The organism is Kineosporia sp. R_H_3 (genome assembly GCF_002198675.1).
Taxonomy (GTDB): Bacteria; Actinomycetota; Actinomycetes; order Actinomycetales; family Kineosporiaceae; genus R-H-3.
On sequence record NZ_MWLL01000005.1, the window covers coordinates 1,452 to 5,855 of the forward strand.

The 4,404-nt window shown below is 71.4% G+C and carries 3 protein-coding genes and 1 pseudogene; 3 read left to right on the forward strand and 1 reads right to left on the reverse strand.

Translation table 11 applies throughout. The features are described 5' to 3' along the window. From ECOMGDLI_RS35155 to ECOMGDLI_RS00270, 3 genes are all read left to right on the forward strand, one after another. Positions 1–584, forward strand: a 584-nt coding sequence (locus ECOMGDLI_RS35155; RefSeq protein ID WP_198954393.1) for a hypothetical protein, incomplete at its 5' end; no start/stop codon positions are given. 50 nt (positions 585–634) lie between these two features. Next, on the forward strand, positions 635–937 hold the full coding sequence (locus ECOMGDLI_RS00265; protein ID WP_088312477.1) for a hypothetical protein: 303 nt from the start codon (positions 635–637) through the stop codon (positions 935–937). After that, a complete protein-coding gene (locus ECOMGDLI_RS00270; RefSeq protein WP_088312479.1) occupies positions 934–1,266 on the forward strand; it encodes a hypothetical protein in 333 nt (110 codons plus the stop codon). The genes ECOMGDLI_RS00265 and ECOMGDLI_RS00270 overlap by 4 nt, the downstream gene beginning before the upstream one ends. A gap of 884 nt (positions 1,267–2,150) precedes the next feature. Here the strand turns inward: ECOMGDLI_RS00270 and ECOMGDLI_RS36540 are convergent. After that, positions 2,151–4,252: pseudogene (locus ECOMGDLI_RS36540) on the reverse strand (choice-of-anchor D domain-containing protein); the annotation flags it as partial. Positions 4,253–4,404 lie beyond the last annotated feature (152 nt).

The window sequence follows — 4,404 nt, forward strand, 5'->3', positions numbered from 1 at the left end:
GCAAGGCAGCCGCCCGCGCCTACTGGCTGCTCGCCGCCCGCGGCGGCGCCCCCACCCAGCTACAGCTGCCCGACGGCCTCGACCCCGCCGCCCTCTACACCCGCGACCCCGACCGGCTGAGGCGCCACCTCGAACAGCCCACCGACCTCGCCGCGGCCCTCGTCGAGGACGTCCTGACCGCCTGGGCACCGCGACTGGCCGACCCGGGCGACGTCGCCGGGCGCGTCGGCGCCGCCCGGGACGCGATCGCGGTCCTGGCCGCGCTCCCGCCGCTCACCGTCCTCGAGCCCGCCACCCAGCTCGCGCAGACCCTCGACCTGATGCCCTCGACCATCCACGCCGACCTCGCGGACGCCGTCCACACCTGGAACATCGACCCCCGGACCGAGGCCCGACGACGACTCCAGACCCCGCTCACCCCTCTCATCACCACCAGCACCGGTATCACCGCCGAACCCGCAGTCAGACCAGCAGTCGGCCCGCGGTCGACCGTGGTACCCGGGGGAGACGCCCCCCGGCCGGTGCCGCCGACACCTCCACCTCCGCTCGCTCGGGGCCGACGGGCCCCGGCAGCACGCCGCTGAACGGCATCACCCTGTCGATCTGTACCACGCTGGGGGTACAGTCTTGTGGTGTGACGGCCGACTACAACTTCACCGTCGCCGGGCTGCGGCGGGTTCTTTCCCGGGACCTGTCACCGGTCGCCGTGTGGCAGGTGCTCGGGTCGGACCGCCGGGTGATCCGGCGGGCCGACCCGTACGTCCTCGTCATCGGCGTCAGCGACACCGGGGACTACCTCGCGGTCCTGGTGCAGCCCGCAGTGGACGACGACGGTGAGGACGACGGCGAGGACCTGGGTTGGGACGTCGTCGACGCCAGGCCCCTGGATGAGCAAGAGCGCGAGGCCTTCAACAAGATCACCGGGAGGACACCGTGACCGAGCGACCCACCACCCCGCTGGACAGCGACCTGACCGGCCACATCCTCGACGCCGCCGGCGACGTGGCTGGCGAGATGGCCGCCCCGGCGATGCCCAAGCCGGCATCGAAGACCCCGACCGTCTCCACGTCCCTACGCCTCAAGGTCGATGTCTTCGCCGAGCTCCAGGCTGCGGCGCAGACACGGGGGATCGGCCACCTCGTGCTGGCCCAGCAACTCATCGAGGCCGGCCTCGCGCAGCTACGCGAGGACGACGCGATGGTCCCGCTGGCCGACGTCCGGCTCCTGCTCGCGCAACTAGCGCGCCGCACCACTCCAGCCGCCTGACCGACAGCAGCGCCCCGACCAGTAGCCGCCTGAGCAGCAAAGGGGACGGCGCAAGGGTGCTCCCGGCGAGACGGGGGGGGGTAACGCCAGGAGCACCCAGTCTGAGCGCCGAAGCCGCCGAACGAGAACGGGTTCGGACAAGGCGGTCGAGCATTTCCCTTGCGGCCGGTTGCCGATGCCCTCAAGGATGAGGCCGCCAGTGCGTGCGGGGCCGGACAACGGATGCACGCCTACCTGGCGGGAGAGTACGTCGGGGCCGTCTGCGGCCCACCGATCGACGACCTCGAACGTGACCGCCAGCGCCTTCGCATGCGACCACGAGCGGACGGATAGGTACGAGGCTGGCCGATCGTCCAAGGGTCTGGTGCCGACGACCGGAGCCGGCTTGCTCTCGGCTGCCGTCAGCGGTGCCGTCCCGTCAGAGCCATGTCTGGGCCAGGTGCACGCAGAGCCGGTCCCGGCCCTGGGGCAAGGGCGGGACCGGCTCCGTGTGGACGGCCTCTAACGGCCGCCCTGGGCGCTACGTCCGTCCGAGGGGAGCGATCGGACGTCGCGCTCAACTGCTCTCCGTGGCTGTCTGCCGACGGAGAGACGTTCCCTGGGTTGAGACACGATGAGGGGGGCGCTCGATGAGGCCGGCGCCCCCCTCATCCCGGGTCACGACAGGATGAAGTCCGTCGCGTTTACGTTGGCGGCAGTGACGCCGACGAGGCGGATGGTTCCTCCGTTCACTCCGTTGACGGTGACCAGGGTGTCCGCCCCGGCCGCGGCGATGGTGACCCTGCTGCCGAAGGTGAGGCTGGTGACGCCGACGCCGCGCAGGTCGATGAGGTCCTGCCCGCCCGCCGGTGCTGCGTCGAAGCCGTTGACGACGTCGGCACCGNCCCTCGATGACGTCGTCACCGTTCTGGCCCTGGAGCGTGTCCGCCCCGTCGCCACCGAGCAGGGTGTCGTTGCCGTTCTGACCCTGGATGGAGTCCGCGGCACCGCCACCGATGATGACGTCCGCCGCGGCGGACCCGGTGAGGGTGTCCGTCCCGCCGCCGCCGTTGATCGACTCGATCCCGACGAGCGTCACGGCGCTGAAGTTCAGCGTCTCCGCTGCTCCCGACCCGGTGATCCGGACGTTGGCGAACCCGTTGGCGGTGATGGTCTCGACGTTGGTCACCGCGGTGAGCCCGATGTCGGTCCCCGGCGCGGTCGCCTCGATCGTGTCCGCGTCCGCACCGCCGTTCACCGTGTCGAAGCCCTCGAGGGCCCCGGTGAACCGGATCAGGTCGTTGCCGGCACCGGTGCTGATGGTGTCGTTGCCGGCGTCACCGGAGACCAGGTCGTTCCCGGCACCCGTCGTCAGGTTGTCCGCACCCGGGCCGCCGGAGTAGATGTCGTCGCCGGCGCTGCCGCCCAGGGTGTTGGCGCCTGCGTTGCTGTCGCCGATCCCCGGGAACAGGTCACCGACGACGCCGGTGGGCGACGAGGTGCGGGTCTCGGTCGTGCCGTGGTTGTCGACGAAGGTCACGATGACCTGCAGCCGACGACCGACCTGTGCCTGGACCGGGGTGAAGGTCAGGCTCGTCGCCCCGGCGATGTTCGTGAACACCGTCCCTGCCGCGTTGGAGAACTGCCACTGCGCAGAGAACGTCGTGCCCACGAGACCGTCCGCGTCGGCGACGAGCGCCGTGGTCGCCGTGACCGCGGAGCCCTCCGTCGGCGTGGCGTCGTCCACGGCAGGCAGCCCGGTCGCTGCGGTGTTGACCACCCCGATGCCGTTCAGCGCGACCGTGCTCGGGGAACCCGCAGCGTTGTGCGCGATGCTCAGCGTGGCCGACTTGGCCCCGACCGTCGTCGTCCGGAACGCGACGCTGACGGTGCAGGTGCCACCCGGGACGACCGTGGTGCAGCCGTTGGTGACGGTGAACAGGCCCGCGTCGGCTCCTGCCACGGTGGCTCCGGTGACCGTGAGGTTGCCGTTGCCGGTGTTCGTGACGTTAACCGGCCGGGTGAAGGGCGCCGCGACGGTGCTGCGGGTGCCGAAGTCCAGCGTCGCCGGCGAGACGCTCGCCACCGGCGTGCCGACCGCCACGACCTGGTCGAGGAACTCCAGGCGTTCGACGTTCCGGACGATGTCGACCCCGCACCCCGGAGCTGCCGTCGGGCAGTCGTTGGGGACGCGGACCCGGGTGGCGTCCGGGGCGTTGTGGTCGACGATGATGCGCGGGTCGGCTGCGTCGCCGCGGAGGTCGGTGATCGTGAACTCCGCCCGGTTGCCGGCGAACCGCGCCGTGTCGAGGTCGGTTCCCGCCGGGGCGGTGACGATCTCGCGGACGGCCACGATCTGGCCCGGGTTGACGAGGCCGGCGAACACGGCCTGCTGGAGGGTCTTCCCGGCGAGCGCACCGGTCCAGTTGGGGCCGGTCGGGATCTTCTCCATCAGCGTGGTCGTCCCGAGCTCGGGGCCCGTGCCGTCCACGTTCGCCCGCACGCTGAGCCGCACCCGGAGGTACCGGTCGCCGTCGATGATGTCGTCGGCGCCGCGGCCCTCGAGCACGTCGGCCCCGCCGCCGCCGAGGAGGATGTTGCCCTCGCCCCAGACGTTGCCCTCGAGCAGGCAGTGCTGGGTCACCGAGTTGGCGGTGACGGTGTCGAGCGGAACCGCGAGCGGCGGGACGATGGGGTCCAGCCCGGCGATCCGGTTCAGCCCGTTCTGGTCCAGCGCGTCGCACCCGATGAAGCCGATGCCGCCGAGCTGGCTGGGGATCACGTCGTCACCCTTGAGGGTGTCGTCGAGGTTCCAGCCGGAGAGCGCCTCGACCTCGTTGAAGCGGTCGCGGGTCTCGTTGGCCGGTGGTGCGTTGACGATGACGAGGTTGAGGTCCTGGTTCTGGGGCTGCGGGTCCTCCTGGCCCGTGATCCAGTCCCACCCGGAGGCGCCGGCGTTCTTCTCGACACCGGGGCCGCCGACGCCGATGTCGTCGCCGCCCTCCATGTCGTAGTCGTCGTCGCCGCCCTGGCCGATGAGCACGTCGTGACCGGGCACGTTGTGGTCGTCGAAGAACAGCGTCGAGCTGTCACCGATGAGCAGGTCCGGCTGGTCGCCGCCCTCCTCCCAGTCGTCGCCGCTGTCACCGAAGACCGCGT